The sequence below is a fragment of the Mesorhizobium sp. 113-1-2 genome, assembly GCF_016756475.1.
Lineage (GTDB): Bacteria > Pseudomonadota > Alphaproteobacteria > Rhizobiales > Rhizobiaceae > Mesorhizobium > Mesorhizobium loti_C.
Map to the genome: position 1 here is coordinate 1,977,056 of NZ_AP023242.1, position 15,425 is coordinate 1,992,480.

Below are 15,425 nucleotides of genomic sequence, written 5' to 3' on the forward strand. Positions count from 1 at the left end.
TCGGCGAGCACGGAGGAATAGTGAATTGACCCGTAATGCGATGATCTCGATCATCGACGACGATGAGTCCGTTCGACTTGCAACTGCAAGCCTCGTTAGATCGTTGGGTTTCATCGCATTTGCATTCGAATCGGCCGAGGATTTCCTGAGGTCATCTAATCTGGAAAATACCTCGTGCTTGATCTGCGATATCCAGATGCCCGGAATGACAGGAATAGAGCTGCAGGATCATTTGATCGAACATGGCTATCACATACCGACCATTTTGATCACCGCCTTTCCCGAGGAACGTTTCCGCAAACGCGCTCGGGAAACGGGCGCCATCGGCTTCTTCCGCAAGCCGTTGGATAGCCAGGCCATGATCAGCTGTATCGATTCTGTGCTCCATGGCACGCCCTAACGGCACCTGGATGCACCTTCGCCCTTCAAGCGAAGGGCGCGGCAGATAGCGGCAGCGTCGAACAGAGAAGCCAACATCGAAAGTCTATGGGCGTCGACAAACAACTGATTCCCCTGCGACGTAGGCAAGGAGTGCTTCATGGCACGCACAGCAGATTTTTCGAGCGAAAGCGGGCTTCGCCGTTACCTCGACGCCATCAAACATCTCGCCATGCTGACACCGGGGCAGGAACAAGCGCTGGCGAAACGCTGGCGTGAGGACAACGATCCGGAGGCCGCTCATCAGCTGGTGGTGTCGCATCTTCGCCTCGTTGCCAAGGTTGCCATGCGCTATCGCGGATACGGGCTGCCGATGTCAGAGGTAATATCGGAGGGCAGCATCGGTCTGATCAAGGCGGTCAATCGCTTCGAACCGGAGCGCGGCTTTCGTTTGGCGACCTATGCGATCTGGTGGATCAAGGCGTCCATTCGCGAATATGTCCTGCGCTCCTGGTCGCTGGTGAAGATCGGTACGACGCCCAATCAAAGAAAGTTGTTCTTCAATTTGCGGCGGCTCAAGGCTCGCCTCTCGGCGCGGGACGACGGTGACCTGCATCCAGATCAGGTGGAACTCATTGCAAGCGACCTTGGCGTGACGGAGAAGGAGGTTGTCTACATGAACAGCCGCATGGGCGGTGACACCTCGCTCAACGCGCCCCTGCGAGGTCTGCCCGAAAGCGAATGGCAAGATCTGCTGGTCGGGAGCGAGGACAACCAGGAGTACAGGATCGTTCAGCTTGAGGAAGCCTCCAACCGGCGCAGGGCGCTGATCGACTCGCTTGGCGTGCTCAACGCGCGCGAACGGTGTATCCTCGAGGCGCGCCGGCTTGCGGATGACCCGAGGAGTTTGGCGGATCTCTCCAACGAATTCGGCGTTTCGCGCGAGCGTGTGCGCCAGATTGAGATGCGCGCCTTTGAAAAACTGCAAAATGCGGTGAAGATTGTCTATGCGAAACGGGATGAAATTCAGACCGTTGTCAGTGTGGAATAGATGGACGACGGTGCCGAATGACAGGACGGTCGGACCGGAGCGCAAATCGGCGCTGAGCAACACGGTTGCACCCGGCTGGTTCCGGGAAAATAGCAAAAACCAATGAGGCGAAACAGCCGGCTTTAAGCAATTCCAGCCGCTCGTGAGCTGCCACGACATGGCCAGCAATCGCGGAGTTGCGTACTTCGCGCCGGCAGGGTCGAAGCGCCGCCCGCCCGTAGGGCGGATAGTCGGCACTGCCAATGCGATCAAAAAGTAACGTGTGTAGTTAAGAGATATACGTATATCAAACAAGCGTATTATACTGGGAAATCCCTCCTGCATCTACATAAATGTAGCTTTCGACGACTTAGAAAGCTTCAACTACAGGAGTGTATTATGAAAAAGACAACGACAATCTTGGCGACGATTGCTCTGGGCGCAATGCTGGCAACCGGCTCGGCGACGATGTCAATGGCGCACGGCGGTGGCGGTGGTGGCGGCGGACACGGCGGAGGCTTTGGCGGTGGCGGCCATGCCGAAAGCATGGGGGGCGGCGGCCATTTCGGGGGCGGCGGCTTTGGCGGTGAGCGCGGCGTAGGCGTTGCCGGTGGCGGTCGTATCGCAGGCTTGGGCGGTGAGGCGCATGTCCATGGCGTCCATGTCCGCGACGGTCACAGGTTCAGAAGGGGCCGCGGTTTCGGCAGTGATTATTATGACGACGGCTACTGCGGTTACCCGTATCCGTATCCATACGAAGGGTATCTCGGCCTTTACCCATATTGTCCGTGATCCACCACGGCCTCTTCGAATCCGGACCCCACAAGTGGGGGCCGGATTCGAACACCTAAGGATTTTGCCTGGCACGTCTACCGAACTGCGGCCCGGCTGGAATTCGTTTCGTACTGCCGATGCCGTCGTGCACCCAACGAGTCATAGCCATAGCTGATGATATATCTATGTCAAACATAGGCGCTATTTCGAGAATGAAATACATGAATAATATAAGTACTGTTCAACCAACCTTGGAATTCTCAATTTGCAGGAGCGTATCGTGAGAAAATCAGCGACAACATTGGCGAAGATTACTTTGGGCGTGATGCTGGCGACCGGCACGGCCACGGTCTCCATGGCGCGCGGCAACGGCAGCGATGGTCATGCCGTAGACTTTAGCGACTTTAGCGGTGGCGGCATTGGCAACCGCCAGCACCAACGCCCGCACCACAAGGTCGTTTTTAGCGATGGGGAATATCACTTTCAGCCTTGGTGGAACTACGACACCGATGCTGCTTACTGCTCGTTCGATGCCGTAAATCAGAGTTACGATGGGCCGAGTGGAATGTGGCACTCTTGCCCGTGATCCAACCTCGCCGACCGGGTGATTCGGATCGAAGCGGTTTCCCCGATGGCGGCACAGTCCCATGGTGCAACGGTCAAGTCCGCCGAGAGGGGGCTTGACCGATTTCCAAAGGCGTGATGAGGCCCAGGAAGTGATCTAAAGCGCGTCGCGTTTGAAGGGAACCATGCGACGCGCTTTAAGTTCTTGTTGTCATGCATGTCGTTATAGCAAAACCGCTGCGCACTTTTGCGCGACATGCATTAGCGCCGGCTTTCAGCACTGCGTGCCACAACAAACCTCGACATGGTCATGTTGGTTTCCTTGCCTTCGACAGTCGTTGGGCGCTGATCGGTGGCTCGGGCGGCGCGCTCGGATACGTCAATTCCCACCCGCCACCGAGCGCTTTGAACAATTGGACGAGGTCGATCGAGATGTTGGTCGTGCTCTGTGCGTGATCCTGTTCGGCTTGCAGCAATGTGCGTGCGGTGTCGAGCACGGTGGTGAACTCGGTGACTCCGTCATTGTAGCGGTCACGGGCCAGCGACAAGGCCTGTCGCAGATGCTCGACCTGCCGGGCCAGTCGCGCGCGCCGCTGCCGTTCGGTGCGGTAGTCGATGAGGGCATCGACAACTTCGTGCCAGGCTCGCAGCACTGTCCTGTGGTAGGCGATCGCCGCCTCGACCTGCTGGGCCTTGCGAAGCTCCAGTGTCGCCTTCAGCCGGCCACCCTGGAAAATCGGTATCGAAATGCTCGGACCGAGATTGGTTGTGATCGCCCTGGCCGTCAACAGACTCCCGACCTTGAGGGCGTCGAAGCCCACCGATCCATTCAGCTGGATGGATGGATAGAATTCGGCAACTGCCACTCCGATGTCGGCGGTGGCCGCGTGAAGCTGCGCTTCCGCGGCGCGAATGTCCGGCCGCCGCCGCGCGAGATCGGAAGGAATGCCGGCCGGAACCCGGGCAGGCATCGGCACCACCTGTTTGCCGGTGGCGAGTTCGCCACGAAGCGCATCGGGCGGCAGGTCGAGCAGAAAGCTCACGGCGTTGATCTGCTGCGCTTCCTGCTGTTGCAGGCTGGGCAGCTGGGCACGGATGGCTTCGACCTGCGCGGCGGCGTTCTCAACGTCCAGACTGGTCGTCAGGCCTTTGAGCTGGCGCGTTTGCGTCAGCTGCAGAATGTCCTGCTGGATCTTCAGATTGTGGTTGGCGATCCTGATCAAGGTTTGCGTGCCGCGCAGCTGGATATAGTCGCGTGCGGTTTCGGCGAGGCTCGAGACGAGCGCGTCACGCCACTGTTCCTCGGAAGACTGAACCTGCGCATCCGCCGCTTCAACCTGGCGGCGGACATGCCCCCAAAGATCGAGTTCCCACGAAGCATCGAAACCGCCGGTAAACAGATCGGCCGGCTTTGCGGAAGAAATGCTCGGCGACCCAAGGAGACCTTCGATCAGGCTGCCTTTGGCACTCACATCGCTAAGATTCTGATGTTGGTATCTGGCACTGCCATTCAGGCCAGGCAGTTGGGCGGAGGCCACGGCGGCGCGCTGAAAACGGCTTTCCGCGAGCCGGACGGTCGCGGTTTTCACATCGAGGTTGGCGTCGGCGACGCGCTGCATGAGCGAGGTCAGGGTCGCGTCTCGAAAGGCCTGCCACCAAGCGGGGTCGACCGGCTCGAGAACCGTCGCGCTGGACCCCTCGGAGTCCACCGGCGCAGCTGCCGCGCCGTTCGCAAACCAGCGTTTCGGCAGACCAGGATCAGGCCGAATGAAATCCGGTCCGGCAGTGCAACCTGCCAACGCGAACATGACTGAAATCGCTGCAACGGCGCGCAAATTTTGGTGCATGATCAATCCGCGTGGCTGGCGCCCTCGCCATCGGCTGCCTTCTTGCCGGAGAGCAGGAGGCAAAATGGAACGGCGAGGAAGGCGACAAAGAAGAAGAACAGAAAGACGTCCGAATAGGCGAGGACGGCAACTTGCGTCTGGACGACCTGGTAGACCTTTCCAACCGCCATTCCATGGACCGATCCCGCGGCATGCCCCGTCGCCGTCAACGCACGTTCGTATTGATCAACCAGCACGTCGTAGGGTTGATGAAAGGGCGAGGCCCATTCCGACAGATAGGACTGCCGGATCTGGCTCCGCTCGGTGACGAGCGAGGTTGCGACGGAAATCCCTATCGAACCGGACACGTTGCGAACCATCGAAAAGAGGGCAGCCCCGTCGCCACTCAGTTCGCGTGGCAAACTGAGATAGGTGGTCGTACTGATGGGCACGAACAAAAACGCTAGCGCGGCTGCCTGCAAACTGCGCATCAGCACGAGTGTCGGGAAATCGATATTCGGCGCCAGATGGCTCGAGAAGAAGAGCGCAAAGCCCATCACCAAAAAACCGGCCGCCACGACGAACCGCGTCTGGACGATTGTCATGAGGCGTCCAACCAATGGAATGAGGACGATGACGATGATGCCGCCTGGAGAAAGAATGAGCCCCGCCCAGGTTGCGGTATAGCCAAGAACCTGCTGCGCGAGCTGCGGGATGACGACTGCGCTCGCGTAGAGGATACTGCCCATCGCCGCGATCATTGCGCAGCCGGCGGTGAAATTCCTGTCCTTGAATACGTCGAGATTGACGATCGGTTTCTTGGCAATCAGCAGCCAGCAGATCGCGCCCGCGATTCCCAGGAAAGCGAGCAGCGCCATTAACACGATGAAGGGCGAACCGAACCAATCGTCATCCGTGCCGCGATCCATCATGATCTGCAGGCATCCGAGACCAAGCGTGATGAGCGACAGGCCAATGTAGTCGAGCCCCCGGCTCTTCCTGTTCTTCACCCAAGGCGGATCCTCGACGAGGATCGCATTCAAGAAAACCGCGAGGATGCCCACCGGTATGTTGATGAAGAAGATCCAGCGCCAGGTCGACTGATCGGTGATGATGCCGCCCAGCGTCGGGCCGAGGACCGGGGCGACGACGGTTGCGATCGCCGTCACGCCGAATGCGGACGCGCGCCTGGCCGGCGGGAACGTGTCCAAGATGATCGACTGCTGGCTCGGCTGCAGGCCGCCGCCAAAGAAGCCCTGCAGCAGCCGGAAGACGATCAGCTCGCCCAGATTGGTCGACGTCCCGCACAAGAACGAGAAGGCCGTGAACATGGTGATACAGATCAGGAAATAGCGTTTCCGCCCGAAGAGATCGCTCAGCCAGCCGGAAATGGTCAGCACGATTCCGTTTGCCACCAGGTAGGAGGTGAGCGCCCAGGTCGCCTCGTCATTGCTCGCCGACAGACTGCCGGCAATATGGGGCAAGGCAACATTGACGATCGTCGTGTCGAGGACTTCCATGAAGGCGGCAAGGGTCACCGAAACCGCGATGAGCCAGGGATTGTAGCGGGGCTTCCAGGTCGCGCCGGCCTCGGCTGGAGCGCTGCTCATCGAACCGATACCGTCGGAACCACGGATATGCCGAGCGGCAGCGGAACCTTAGGATCAAGCCCGCTGTCGATGACGATCTTGACCGGCACGCGTTGGACGATCTTTACGAAATTGCCAGTGGCGTTTTCGGGTGGGAAGGCGGTGAACTTCGAGCCGGACCCCATCTGGACACTGTCGACATGGCCATGCAGGTCGAGCCGAGGATAGGCATCCACGTCGACCCTTACGTTCTGGCCGGGCCGCAGGCCGTCAAGCTGGGTTTCCTTGAAGTTGGCCGTGATCCAAACGTCCGGCGGAACGATCGAGAAAATCTGCTGTCCAGGCGTGACGTAGTTGCCCATTTCCACGTTGCGCCGGGTTATCCAGCCATCCTGCGGTGCCGTCACGACCGTCCAGGAGAGGTTGAGTTCGGCTTGATCAAGCTGCGCTTGAGCCTGTTCGATTTGACCGTTCAACTGTTCGACCTGCGCGTCGCTCTGGCCGATGTGCTGCTCGACCGGTGAACTCAGCTGAATCTGGCCTTCGGCTTGCATGACTTGCGCTTTGCTTTGGCGCAGCGCCGCCAACGCAGCATCGACCTCCTGCTGCGTTGTCGCGGCTTTCGGCAGAGTGCTCTGCCGGTCATAGTCGGCCTGGGCCTTTGTCAAATTGGCCTGTGCCGTCGCCAACTGAGCCTGGGCCTGTTGGAACAGGGCGGGGAAATTCTTGCGAGCGATCTCGGTCGCCAGCCGTTCCCCGGCAGCTCGCGCCCTGGCGCTGTCCAGGGTCCCCTGCGCCCGGTTTCGCTCGCTCATGTAGGAGCGCGGATCGATATGGATCAGCGGATCACCCCTGTGGACATATTGGTTGTCAGTCACGTCCAGCGACACGACGAGGCCCGAAACCTGCGGCGCGATGGTGACAACCCGTCCATCGACATAGGCGTCATCCGTGCTCACCAAGTTGAGGTTCGCGTACCAGTAATAGGACCCGCCGAGAACAAGGCCAGCCAGGACAATGAAACCGACGATGAAGACCGTTGGCCGGCGGTTTCGATGTCCAGTATCTGAACCGCCTGGTCCGCGCACGCGCTTGCTTCCGACGGTCGCCTCGGGCTGCTCGTCCGCGGGCAGCGGGCCTCCAGGAGCTTGTTGGCCATGATCGCCTTCACCAGGGCGGCTATCGGCGGTTATGGAGATGGTGCGGTTCGGAGCGCGTGCGATCGCAAATGTCTCACCGACAGGGGCGCTTGCCGGCGGCATCTTGGACCCGCCACTGGCCTGGCGGAGTACACTCATCCTGGCGGTCTGGGACATCGGGCGCCTCTCTCATGCGAACTGACCTGAGACGCTTCCCGATGTCGACGATTTCGCCTGTAGCGACCGCAGTCGGATCGCGAGGCCGCTCACAGGCTTCGGCGGAAGCCAGCTTGCCGCTCACGAACTAGCGGTCACGGGCTCTTTTCGACCCATGCGTTATTCGGGCAATTGGCTGTCTCTCCTTCTGTTCAGATTAGAGTGTTGGCGATCACACGATCCATCCCACAAAGGTATACGAGAGCGCAGCATAAGTCTGAATGGCTCATACATTGGTTTGTAGCGAAGACTTCACCTTGCGGATGCGTTGCTCGGGCCCGCCAACACGAAATCGCTGCCGAACAACCAAGGCTGCCTCGCATCGTTGCACTTCACGGGAAGGCCGCCCGGATTTTCCTCTGCCTGGGCACTGGACAATCCAATGACGAGGAACCGTCGAATGCGCAGGGTCGGCGTGCGAATAGGGAAATCCAGCCGCCTTTACGGAAGAGCGCTTCCCCTCCATCTGGCATCCTCTCCGATCTGACCGGGCGAAATGCGTTCGAACGGCCCAAAGACGTTCCTTTACGCATGCCTCACCTGGACACACGAAACGACGGTAGTTCCAATGCGAAATGACAATGATGTTGCGATGCCATTCTTGCCGATCGCAATTGTAATCGCTCTGCTGTTCAGCGGACCGAGCCTAGCGCAAGTCAGCACGCCCGCAACAGGAATGACTTCGCCCCTCTCTGCCGTTGGTTCGCCCCTCAATCCGGTTGGTATTCCTCTGGGTGCGGTCGAACTCGATCCTGGTGGCTTGACCACGCCTGGCTCGCCAACGACATCTGGCTCCATAGGCACGAGCAATTCCGGGTGTACCAATGTCCTGGCGCCTGGTGTTCTGGCGTCACCTTCCGAAGTTGCCGGAACGACCTCCGCGCTTTCCACTTTCGATGGCGGAGGCGTTGACGGAACCACGACCATGAGCGGGACGTCTGTGAACCCGATGCCTTCAACAGCGTTGGGCACCTGCAGCACGATGGCGTCGAGTGCGTCGCCTTCCGGCACCACATCGATACTGTCCACCACCACTGGCACATCGTCCGGGACATCGTCCACGGGTCTTGGGACCCCGGTTGGGATTCCGCTGGGGTCTTCGGAACTCAGCAATTTGGGAGTGAGCCCGATAATTAGCATTCCAACACCCGATTTAGCCGATCCGGTGACAAGTCCACTGGTAACGGTTCCAACCTGCGGCAGCTCGGGTGTGACAGGCACAAACACGTTGTCGGCGTCCGGTTGCTGAAAAAGCGATCCCGTCTTTATAGGAGCCTTCGATGCGCAAGCGACCCGCCATTGTTGCCGCGCTGCTGATCTTGATCGGCGGCGTTGGATTCGCAGCCAAGCATGTCTACGATCCTTCCGAACCTGCGGCGGCCTCTGTTCCTGCCCCCGCTGTTCCGGTCATTGCCGGAAAAGTAGCCAGTCGCGACGTGCCGATCTACCTGCGTGGAGTGGGAACGGTGATCGCCTACAACAACGTCGTGGTGCACAGCCTGATCTCGGGGCCGATTACGAAGATCGCATTCACGCAAGGTCAGACAGTGAAAAAGGGCGATCTGCTGGCGCAGATTGACCCAGATCCCTATCAGGCACAAATCGATCAGATTACCGCGACCCGCGATCGCGACCAGGCGCAACTCGTCAACGCGCAGGCAAATCTGGACCGCTACACGCCACTGCTGGCGAAGGGCTTTGCCACTTCCCAGCTGGTGGCCACGCAGAAGGCTCAGGTCATCCAGCTCCAGGCGACAATCAAGGCAGACGAGGCTCTGTTACGAGCCGCGCAGGTCAATCTGAGCTACACCCGTCTGACCTCGCCGATCGACGGTGTAACGGGTATTCGGCAGATCGACGAAGGCAACATCATTCATCCGACCGATACTTTTGGTCTGGTCGACGTTGCGCAGATCCAACCGATCTCGTTGATCTTCACGCTGCCCGAGGAAACCCTCCCTCAAATCCAGCAGCAGATGGCCAAGGGGCCGCTTACGGTCCTTGCGTACAGCCAGGACGACAAGACCAAGCTCGACGAAGGCAAGCTCCTGCTTGTCGACAACCAGATCGTCCAGACGACAGGTACGATCCGCCTCCGGGCCACGTTTCCGAACACTGGGAAGCAACTCTGGCCGGGAGCGCTGGTGAATGCGCGTTTGCTTCTAGATACCCGCACTGGGGGGCTGACGATCGCCGGGTCGGCGGTGCAGCAAGGTCCGAACGGCTCCTATGTTTACGTGATCGCACCCGATGGAACCGCGCAGATGCAGCCTGTCACTGTTGCACAGTTGAGCGGGGGACAGGCCCTCATCGATTCGGGTCTCGATGCGAACGAAACTGTCGTGGTCGACGGACAGTACAGGCTCGTGCAGGGCAGCCGCGTTCAAGTGCTGGAGGGCAAAGCCGCTGATGAAGCCGCCCTGCAAAGCGCAGTGCAGCAAGCGATCCCGTGAACATCTCGGCCCCTTTCATTCACCGGCCGATCGCGACAAGCCTGCTGATGGTGGGTCTGCTGCTGTGCGGGCTCACCACCTACCAGCTTCTACCGGTCGCATCGCTGCCGAACGTCAACTTCCCCACGCTTCAGGTATCAGCGCAGTTGCCCGGCGCCGATCCCGAAACCATGGCGGCGTCGGTGGCCACCCCGCTTGAGCAACAGATAAGCCAACTCCCCGGCGTGACCCAACTGACTTCGACCAGCGCGCTCGGCAGCACACAGCTCACCGTTCAGTTCGACCTCAGCCGCAGCGTCGACAGCGCGGCGGTCGACGTGCTGTCGGCGATCAATGCCGCCAGCCCCTTCCTGCCGCAGGGCATCCCCTATCCGCCAACCATCCGCAAGGTAAATCCGGCGGATACGCCGATCCTGGTGCTCGCACTGACATCCGATACCTTGCCGCTGACGACAGTCGATGCCTATGCGGAAAACATCCTGCTGCCGAAGATCTCGCAAATCTCCGGCGTGGGTCTTGTAGGCATCGGCGGCCAGCAGAAGCCGGCGATCCGTGTGCAGATCAATCCACAGGCGGCTGCGGTTCGCGGCATTGGGCTTGAAGATGTTCGCAACGTGCTCGGCGAGGCCAATGTCGATATTGCGAAGGGCACGCTCAACGGCCCGCGTCAAACCTTCACGCTCAATACCAACGACCAGTTGCTCAAGCCTGACCCCTATAATGATATTGTCGTTGCCTATCGCAATGGTTCGCCTGTGCGCATCCGCGACATCGGCACCGCGATCGACGGGCCGGAGAACCAGTTTGTGGCGGCCTGGTTCGGCAAGAAGCCCGCCATCTTGCTGGCTATCCGGCGTCTGCCCGGTGCCAATGTGATCGAGACGGTTGGCCGCATCCAGGCCCTGTTGCCGCAACTGCAAGCTTCGATCCCACCCGGCATCAAAGTATCGGTCGTTTCGGACCGTACACAAACCATCCGTGCCTCGGTCGAGGACGTGCAGTTCACCTTGATGCTGACCATCGCTCTGGTGGTGATGGTGATATTCCTGTTCCTGCGCAATTTCTGGGCAACAGTCATTCCCGCAGTAACCGTGCCCCTTTCGCTGGTCGGCACCTTTGCCGTGCTCTATGCGTTTGGTTACAGTCTCGACAATCTGTCGCTCATGGCCTTGTCGATCGCGGTGGGCTTCGTCGTCGACGATGCCGTCGTGGTGATCGAGAACATCGTCCGCCACGTCGAAGAGGGCCTCACCCCGATGCAGGCTGCGCTGAAGGGCTCGGGCGAAATCGGCTTCACCATCGTTTCGATCACGCTGTCGCTCATCGCGGTGTTCATTCCACTATTTCTGATGGGGGGCTATGTCGGCGAACTCTTCCAGGAGTTCGCCGTGACGGTGAGCGTTTCGCTGATCCTGTCGCTGGTGATATCGCTGACGCTGACGCCAATGATGTGCGCGTATCTACTCAGGCATGAGGCCGACGTCAGGCACGGACGGCTCTATGATATTTGCGAAAGCGGCTTCGAAGCGCTGCATGGAGTGTATGAACGGGGCTTGAGGATCGTCCTGCGGCACAGTTTCGTTACGCTGCTCGTCATGCTGGGAACAATTGCCATCACCGGTTATCTCTACCTTGTCATCCCGAAAGGTTTTTTCCCACAACAAGACACCGGCCTGATTATCGGCCTCACCGAGGCCGATCAGGACATCTCGTTCCCGGCAATGGCCGAGCGCCAGCAGGCGATAATCGACACTGTGCTGAAGGATCCGGCCGTGGCATCGGTCGCGGCCTCGATAGGAGCGACTGGCGGGAGCACGCTCAATCGAGGGACGATGTACATCGCCCTTAAGCCCAACAACCAACGCAACGTCAGCGCCGATCAGGTGATCAGCCGGCTATCATCCCAACTCGCCAAGACCCAAGGCATAGCGCTCTACATGCAAGCGGCGCAGGACATCACTATCGGCGGTCGCGTTTCGAAGACGCAATATCAATACACTCTGGCCGATGCCGATTCCAACGAGCTCAACCATTGGGCACCGATCTTCCTCGACAAGCTTAAAGGCCTGACGGGAATCGTCGACGTCGCCACCGATCAGGAGAATGCAGGACCACTACTCGATGTGACCGTCAATCGCGAAGTCGCGTCGAGCTTCGGTATCCTTCCATCGACCATCGACAACACGCTCGATGATGCCTTCGGCCAGCGCATCGTCTCCACGATGTTTACCCAGCTCAATCAGTATCACGTCGTTCTCGAGGTCAGCCCGGAATTCCAGTACGGTCCCGAAGCGCTGAAGGATATCTATCTGAATTCCTCGACAGGCCAGCAGGTGCCGTTAAGCGCGCTGGTGACCAGCGTGACCAAGGCCGCGCCGATCGTGATCAACCACCAAAGCATGTTCCCAGCGGTCACGATCTCCTTCAACCTGAAACCCGGGGCGGCGCTCGGAGACGCGGTTGCCGCTATCCAGCAGTTCGAACGCGATGCCGGAACGCCCGCTTCGCTTGCAACCAGCTTCCAGGGTAATGCGCAGGCCTTTCAGTCGGCGCTGTCAGGCACACCGATACTGATCGGAATGGCGCTGGTGGTGATCTACATCATTCTCGGGGTGCTCTACGAAAGCATAATCCATCCGATTACCATTCTGTCGACGCTGCCTTCGGCGGCTATCGGTGCCTTGTTGTTGCTGATGGCGGTCCATATGGACTTCAGCGTCATCGCCATGATCGGCGTTATCCTGCTGATCGGCATCGTCAAGAAGAACGGCATCATGCTTGTGGACTTTGCTCTCCAGGTCGAGCGGAGCGAAGGTCTCAGCCCACAGGAGTCGATCTACCGCGCTTGCACCATACGTTTCAGGCCGATCCTGATGACCACCATGGCGGCGATGCTGGGCGGCGTGCCGATGATGCTGGGCTCCGGCGCCGGATCGGAAATCCGCCAGCCGCTCGGTTACACGATCGTGGGTGGCTTGGCGCTGTCGCAAATTCTCACGCTGTACACGACGCCGGTGGTCTACCTGTATCTTGATCGGCTCGGTAAATTCGTGGGTGGCTTGCGAGGCGCGAGCACACTGCCTGTGGAACCTCAACAAGGCGAACTCTTCTCCGCAACCACGCACCCGCCAGCTAGACAGGAGGCTCAGGTCCCGTTGTCAGGGCTGTGAAGCAATAACGATGTCCCCAGCCGTACAATTTTATCGCGCGCGCCTGTATCTCTCATCGGCAAACTTGGCGCTTCATTGGAGGGTCCGTAATGAACGCAGGTTCAATTGGGCGTTCGGCGATCCTGACCTGCTGCGCTTCGAGGAACAACCCATTCCGCGGACCAGCAGATCAGCGGCCCGACCGATGTCGAAATTCAGCCGCGCCGCACAAGGCAGCAGCTCTTCGATGTGCGCAATCGAGGTACGACCCAATGCTACTCACCCGACGACCGATTGAGGCCCCAAAACTCCGATCTATCGCATGACCGACATAAACATCCGGTATCTGGAGCCAGAACTCCTTGATAGCCTGCCGGCCGATGATCCTCGTGCGATTGCATCCCGTCGTGATCTCGTTCGCATCAATGCATTGATGTTCCAGGCCAGGTTCATGGCATCGCTCCTGCGAACGAACGTGCCGACGCCGCCGCTACGCATCCTTGAACCGGGCGCCGGTGACGGAAAGTTCATGCTGACAGTGGCGCGGCTGATGGCGCGGCGTTGGCCTAACGTCGAGATCGTCATGGTCGACAGGATCGACCTGATCGGCAAGGATGTGTGCAATTCTTTCGCCGAATTGGGTTGGCGGGCGCAACCCGTAACCGCCGATATATTCGATTGGACAGTGGACAAGCCCTTCGATCTTGTTTGCGCCAACCTTATCCTCCATCACTTCGACGACACGCGCCTCTTGGAGCTGTTTGCCCGGATCATGACGATGGCCCCGGTGCTCGTCGCGACGGAGCCGCTTAGGGCCAAGGTGCCACTTGTCGCGACGCGGTTCCTGCGACTGATCGGCGCCTGCGCGGTTACACTGAACGACGCGGCGCAAAGTGTCCGCGCCGGCTTTCGCGGCACGGAACTTTCGCAATTGTGGCAACTGTCAGGTGGAACGCCGGTGATGGAGGGCCGCAAAGGCCTGTTCACTCAAGGTTTTGTCGGTGCCAACATGCCCGGTACCAAATGATGCACGACGCCATTGTCATCGGCGCTGGCCCCGCCGGCAGTTCTACCGCCATTGCGCTGGCCCAGCATGGTTGGTCGGTGGCAATGGTCGAGAAGGTCGTGTTCCCTCGCCGAAAGGTCTGCGGGGAATTCATGGCAGGTACCAGCATTGCCTTGCTCGACCAGCTGGGCGTCGGCGAGAGTTGGCGCGCGGAAGCCGGTCCAGAAATACGTCGCGTCGGGTTCTTTTCGGGCGATGTCTCGGCCGAGGCGCGAATGCCGAGCGCCAAGGCGGGTCCTGGCCGCGCGCTCGGCCGCGATCGTTTGGACTACATGCTGTTACAGGCCGCCCAACGTGCGGGTGTCGAAGTTCTCCAGCCTTGCAAGGCTGTCGCAATTCGCCGGCGCGATGATTTGCAATTTGTGACGGTGGAAGAGGGGCAGCAGCAAAAGGTTTTGAGCGCACCTGTAGTAATTGCCGCGCATGGATCCTGGGAAACCGGGAAACTCCCAAGCCACATTGAAAGAACAAGCAAACCTTCCGATCTTTTCGGCTTCAAAGCGCATTTCACCGGCGCCGCGCTGGCGCCCGACCTGATGCCGCTGCTGGTATTCCCGGGCGGCTATGGTGGAATGGTAACGGCAGACCATGGCCGGGCTTCAATCTCCTGCTGTATCCGCCGGGATGTTCTATCCGGTCTGCGCCAGCGCTCCGGAAACATTGCGGCTGCGGATGTATTGTGGCGCCACGTCCTGGCCTCGTGCCGAGGTGTAGGAACTGTGCTGGCCGGTGCCGAATTGGATGGCCCATGGCTCGCCGCGGGACCGATTCATCCTGGTATTCGAGCTTGCTACGATCAGGGCATCTTCCGTGTCGGCAACATCGCAGGTGAGTCACACCCTGTAATCGCGGAAGGGATTTCAATGGCGCTGCAATCCGGCTGGCTCCTCGCGAGAGAACTGATCGCGTCGGGTAAAGGTCACGAGGGCCACGATGAGGCCGGACATCGCTACGAAAGGGAATGGAGTCGGCAATTTTCGACCCGTCTGCGTGCCGCAGCCTTGATTGCCCGAATAGCGCTTGGGCCTGGCGGCGCGACGGCTATGCGCGCCGTGATCAAGAATTTTCCGGCGGCTTTGACACTTGGCGCTCGATTGAGTGGAAAGACCCAGCCTGTACCGGGTTTTTGACCTCGAAGTAGGGCGGCTCACTGGGGTTCCAATGACGGTGTAGGGACCAGGTGAAGCTGGATGCTGGGATCTAGCGTTCAGGCGTAAGCCATTCTTCTCGCAACTTTGCCA

Annotated in this window: 11 protein-coding genes; 7 read left to right on the forward strand and 4 right to left on the reverse strand. The window is 59.6% G+C overall.

The genetic code is table 11. The annotated features are described in order from the left end of the window. Nucleotides 1-25: 25 nt before the first annotated feature. Both JN279_RS09535 and rpoH read left to right on the forward strand, forming a co-directional pair. A complete protein-coding gene (locus tag JN279_RS09535; protein ID WP_244734480.1) occupies nucleotides 26-400 on the forward strand; it encodes a response regulator transcription factor in 375 nt (124 codons plus the stop codon). Nucleotides 401-538: 138 nt separating this feature from the next. After that, nucleotides 539-1,429: an RNA polymerase sigma factor RpoH gene (gene rpoH, locus JN279_RS09540; protein ID WP_202352621.1), complete on the forward strand. Its 891-nt coding sequence runs from the start codon at nucleotides 539-541 to the stop codon at nucleotides 1,427-1,429. Nucleotides 1,430-1,879: 450 nt separating this feature from the next. Here the strand turns inward: rpoH and JN279_RS09545 are convergent, their stop codons facing one another. Further along, nucleotides 1,880-2,062: a hypothetical protein gene (locus JN279_RS09545; protein WP_202352622.1), complete on the reverse strand. Its 183-nt coding sequence runs from the start codon at nucleotides 2,060-2,062 to the stop codon at nucleotides 1,880-1,882. A 400-nt stretch (nucleotides 2,063-2,462) separates the two neighbouring features. Here JN279_RS09545 and JN279_RS09550 point away from each other — a divergent pair, with 400 nt between their 5' ends. Further along, nucleotides 2,463-2,768, forward strand: a complete 306-nt coding sequence (locus JN279_RS09550; protein WP_202352623.1) for a hypothetical protein — start codon at nucleotides 2,463-2,465, stop codon at nucleotides 2,766-2,768. A 286-nt stretch (nucleotides 2,769-3,054) separates the two neighbouring features. Here JN279_RS09550 and JN279_RS09555 read toward each other — a convergent pair whose 3' ends face one another. The 3 genes from JN279_RS09555 to JN279_RS09565 are packed head-to-tail and all read right to left on the reverse strand — an operon-like array spanning nucleotide 3,055 to nucleotide 7,477. Further along, nucleotides 3,055-4,593 carry an efflux transporter outer membrane subunit gene (locus JN279_RS09555; RefSeq protein ID WP_202352624.1) on the reverse strand — a complete coding sequence of 513 codons (1,539 nt, stop codon included), beginning with the start codon at nucleotides 4,591-4,593 and terminating at the stop codon, nucleotides 3,055-3,057. 2 nt (nucleotides 4,594-4,595) lie between these two features. Then, nucleotides 4,596-6,182 carry a DHA2 family efflux MFS transporter permease subunit gene (locus tag JN279_RS09560; RefSeq protein WP_202352625.1) on the reverse strand — a complete coding sequence of 529 codons (1,587 nt, stop codon included), beginning with the start codon at nucleotides 6,180-6,182 and terminating at the stop codon, nucleotides 4,596-4,598. Then, complete coding sequence (locus JN279_RS09565) at nucleotides 6,179-7,477, reverse strand: HlyD family secretion protein (RefSeq protein WP_244734482.1); 1,299 nt, start codon at nucleotides 7,475-7,477, stop codon at nucleotides 6,179-6,181. The genes JN279_RS09560 and JN279_RS09565 overlap by 4 nt, the downstream gene beginning before the upstream one ends. A 1,319-nt stretch (nucleotides 7,478-8,796) precedes the next feature. Here JN279_RS09565 and JN279_RS09570 point away from each other — a divergent pair. The 4 genes from JN279_RS09570 (at nucleotide 8,797) to JN279_RS09585 (ending at nucleotide 15,314) form a co-directional block, all read left to right on the forward strand. After that, a complete protein-coding gene (locus JN279_RS09570; RefSeq protein ID WP_202352626.1) occupies nucleotides 8,797-9,969 on the forward strand; it encodes an efflux RND transporter periplasmic adaptor subunit in 1,173 nt (390 codons plus the stop codon). After that, complete coding sequence (locus JN279_RS09575; RefSeq protein WP_202352627.1) at nucleotides 9,966-13,139, forward strand: efflux RND transporter permease subunit; 3,174 nt, start codon at nucleotides 9,966-9,968, stop codon at nucleotides 13,137-13,139. Before JN279_RS09570 ends, JN279_RS09575 begins: the two co-directional genes overlap by 4 nt. Before the next feature lie 301 nt (nucleotides 13,140-13,440). Next, nucleotides 13,441-14,145 carry a class I SAM-dependent methyltransferase gene (locus JN279_RS09580; protein ID WP_202352628.1) on the forward strand — a complete coding sequence of 235 codons (705 nt, stop codon included), beginning with the start codon at nucleotides 13,441-13,443 and terminating at the stop codon, nucleotides 14,143-14,145. After that, nucleotides 14,145-15,314 carry an NAD(P)/FAD-dependent oxidoreductase gene (locus JN279_RS09585; RefSeq protein WP_244734484.1) on the forward strand — a complete coding sequence of 390 codons (1,170 nt, stop codon included), beginning with the start codon at nucleotides 14,145-14,147 and terminating at the stop codon, nucleotides 15,312-15,314. The genes JN279_RS09580 and JN279_RS09585 overlap by 1 nt, the downstream gene beginning before the upstream one ends. Nucleotides 15,315-15,425 lie beyond the last annotated feature (111 nt).